This is a genomic window from Clostridioides sp. ZZV14-6387 (assembly GCF_020657835.1).
GTDB classification, from domain to species: Bacteria; Bacillota; Clostridia; order Peptostreptococcales; family Peptostreptococcaceae; genus Clostridioides; species Clostridioides difficile_A.
Genome location: NZ_JAGWCW010000060.1, coordinates 1 through 3,886, shown reverse-complemented (window position 1 = coordinate 3,886; position 3,886 = coordinate 1). Strand labels below are relative to the sequence as shown.

The following is a 3,886-nucleotide window of genomic DNA, read 5'->3' as shown; positions in this document are numbered from 1 at the left end:
GTTTAATTTTCAAAGTTCATTTTTCATGTTTGCCCTTTTCTTAAGGACAAGTAATACTATATCATCTTAAAAATAATTCGTCAACACTTTTTAAAATTATTTTTTAAAACTTTTTAATTCTTTATATTACGTATTTCGCTGAATAGTAGCTATATCATAGGATTAACGACTTTTTATACAGATATTTTCTTATAAATTTATAATTATCAATCTACACATTTATAATTATTATGATTCTTATTTCTTCATATAAGCTTAGTAATATACATGAATCATCTATATATAAGTAAAAAATATATACCACATAAGACCATTAAATCAAAATAATAGATATAGGTTTATATACAAAAGAAAAAGTATCAATAGATTAAAAATAAACTTATTGATACTTCTCCTTATAATTATATATTTCATTACTGTATTACTATACGTTTTTCTATAATAGTATATATTTAAATAGTATATGTTTATATTTATACTTTATCTCATAGCCCTCATAGCATTTATTACTGCTATAAGTGCTACCCCTACATCAGCAAATATAGCTTCCCACATAGTAGCTATTCCTCCAGCTCCTAATATCATAACTATAATTTTTACTCCTAAAGCAAATATTATATTTTGCCATACTATTTTATTAGTCTTATTTGCTATCTCAATTGCTTTAGATATTTTACTAGGCTCATCAGTCATAAGAACTACATCTGCTGCTTCAATTGCTGCATCTGAACCTAGACCTCCCATTGCTATACCAACATCAGCACGAGCTAGTACTGGAGCATCATTTATTCCATCACCTACAAAGGCTATTTTTTCTTTTTCAGTTCTTCCTTCATATAAAGATTCTAATCTATCAACTTTTTCATTAGGAAGTAAATTTGAATAAACTGTATCTAATTCTAATTCTTTAGCGATATTTTTTGCTACTTTCTCATTATCTCCAGTTAACATTACAACTTCTTTTATTCCTATTGATTTTAAACTTCTTATAGCATTTTTACTATCTTCTTTTACTTCATCTGATATAACTATATAACCTCTGTATACTTTATCAACAGCAATATAGACTACTGTACCCACTTCTTTAGCTGGTGAATAGGATATATTCTCCTTCTTCATAAGTTTCTCATTACCTGCTAATATAAGTTTTCCATTATGCTTTACTCTGATTCCATAAGCTGCTATTTCCTCATAGCTATCTATTGTATCTAAATCAATTTTTTTACTGTAGTAACTTAATATAGATTTAGCTATTGGATGATTTGAGTTTACTTCTGCAATAGCTGCAAATTCTAGTAACTCTTCTTCTGATATACCTTCAGGATTTAATTTAGTTACATTAAACACACCTTTAGTAAGTGTTCCTGTTTTATCAAATACTACAGTATCTACACTTCTTAAAGCTTCTAAATAGTTACTTCCCTTAATAAGGATACCATTTTTAGATGCAAATCCAATTCCACTAAAGAAACTAAGTGGTATTGATAAAACTAGTGCACAAGGGCAAGAAACAACTAAGAATATCAACCCTCTATACACCCAATCACTAAATACCTCACCAGAGATTACAAGTGGTGGCACAAATGCTATCAATAAAGCAGCTATTACTACTACTGGAGTATAATATCTTGAAAATTTAGATATGAAGTTTTCTGTTTTTGATTTTTTAATACTAGAATTTTCAACAAGGTCAAGTATTTTTGAAACTGTTGACTCTCCGAAACTCTTTGTAACTTCAATACTCAATAAAGCATTCTTATTTATAACACCAGATAAAATTTCATCACCTTTTTCAACTTCTCTCAGTACTGATTCACCTGTAAGTGCAGAAGTATCTAGCATAGAAACTCCATCCACTACTACCCCATCTAGTGGTACTTTTTCACCAGGTTTTACTACTATTATATCTCCCACATTTACTTCTTCTGGTGAAACTACCTTAACTTCAGAATTAACTTTCAGATTTGCATAATCTGGTCTTATTTGCATAAGTGAAGTTATAGACTTTCTGGACTTACCAACTGCAACACCTTGTAAATATTCTCCTATTTTATAGAATAGCATAACCCCTACTGCTTCTGATAATTCTCCTATTAATAATGCTCCTACTGTAGCCAGAGCCATCAAGAAGTTTTCATCAAATACTCTTCCTTTTGATATGTTTCTTATTGCTCTTAAAAGTACATCGCCACCTACTATTACATAAGCAACTATAAATACTATATTACCAAATTGACTTTCATAACCTGTAGCTGTTTGATATATACCAAATATATATACAAGAGCTCCAATTATAAGTGGAATTAATTCTTTCTTATTTGTATCATCTGCACTCACTGCTTTCTCAGAAGTTCTAGGTCCTGTTTTGTCCTTAGACTCCACTTGTATATCAAGTCCTGGTTCTGTTGAATCTATTATTTCTTTTATTTTGTTTATAACACTATCTTCTTCAAAGTCATTAAGTATATTTACTGTAAGTTTTTTATTTACAAAGTTTAAATTAGAAGATTCAACTTCTTTTAATTTAGAAACTTTATTGTTAATCTCTTCTGCACAATGTGCACAGTTTAATCCTCCTAATATAAGTTCTTTTTTAATTGATGTCCTATTAGATGTATTTTCTTTAGAACTTATTTGTATATCAAGACCTGGTTCTGTTGAATCTATTATGTCTATTATCTTTTCTATAGTATTATCTTCATTGGAACTATTCTCTATATTTACTGTAAGCTTTTTATTTATAAAATTCAAATTGGAAGACTTAACTTCTTGTAACTTAGAAACTTTATTGTTAATCTCTTCTGCACAATGTGCACAATTTAATCCTCCCAATATAAATTCTTTTTTAATTATATTATTTGCTTCCATATATATTCACTCCTCTCTGTTATCATTTATAAGTCTCTCTAATATGGTTTAATCCACAATCAAATATTTGGCTTATATGACTATCATCTAATGAGTAATACACCGTCTTTCCTTCTCTTCTAAACTTTACTAATCTTGCCTGCTTTAACACTCTAAGTTGATGAGATATTGCAGAGTGAGTCATATTTAATAAACTTGCTATATCACATACACACATTTCATTTGCAAATAATGCATACAATATCTTTACTCTAGTAGTATCACCAAATACTTTAAATAACTCTGCTAAATCATATAACATTTCTTCATCTGGCATAGTCGATTTAGCTTCTGTTACTATTTCTTCATGTATTACATTACAATTACAATCATTTATCTCTTCTCTCATTTTTAATCCTCCATTATTTTAATATATGAATAACTGTTCATATGTTCATTATATTCCATCACTTCTAAATTTGCAACAATAATTTTTATTTATTTAATAACAATTAGAATGCACATATTATCACCTTTTTTAATATATATATTATTAGAATAAGTTTTTGTAAACTTTTTTATAGTTTTCTAGGAGGTGCAAGTTTAATATGAGTAACAAGAAAAAAAAGGATTTAGACAATAGTTACATGCCTTACTTAGACCCAGCTAACTATGCAGATTATATTACTAATGAAGAAATTCCCCAAGATGAATTGAGAAATGACCCACAAATTTCTAATGGTTATACAAAGATACCTAATAATCAGAATGTAAATAATATTTATCCTAACAGCGCAAATAATTATCCTAAAAGTAGTAATTCTCCAAACAACTTGCCTAACACAAATAATACATCCGGAAATATGAATTACAACACATCTGCTTCAAATAATATGCCTAATAACATGAACTATAATGCATCTAATAATATGGGTATGCCTAACAATATGTCTGGCAATATGAATAATAACATGGGTATGCCTAACAATATGTCTGGTAATATGAATAATAACATGGGTATGCCTAACAATATGTCTGG

At 28.4% G+C, this 3,886-nt stretch carries 2 protein-coding genes and 1 pseudogene; 1 reads left to right on the top strand and 2 read right to left on the bottom strand.

Going from position 1 to position 3,886, the window contains the following annotated elements:
- Nucleotides 1-480: 480 nt before the first annotated feature.
- Together KGF38_RS19885 and KGF38_RS19880 are read right to left on the bottom strand one after the other, a co-directional pair.
- Nucleotides 481-2,868 (bottom strand): heavy metal translocating P-type ATPase, encoded by a 2,388-nt coding sequence (locus KGF38_RS19885; RefSeq protein WP_074179317.1) that lies wholly within the window; start codon nucleotides 2,866-2,868, stop codon nucleotides 481-483.
- A 22-nt stretch (nucleotides 2,869-2,890) separates the two neighbouring features.
- Nucleotides 2,891-3,256, bottom strand: a complete 366-nt coding sequence (locus tag KGF38_RS19880) for an ArsR/SmtB family transcription factor (protein WP_054268993.1) — start codon at nucleotides 3,254-3,256, stop codon at nucleotides 2,891-2,893.
- Between the two features lie 199 nt (nucleotides 3,257-3,455).
- Between KGF38_RS19880 and KGF38_RS19875 the strand changes: the two are divergent.
- Nucleotides 3,456-3,886 (top strand): annotated as a pseudogene (locus KGF38_RS19875) (hypothetical protein); the annotation flags it as partial.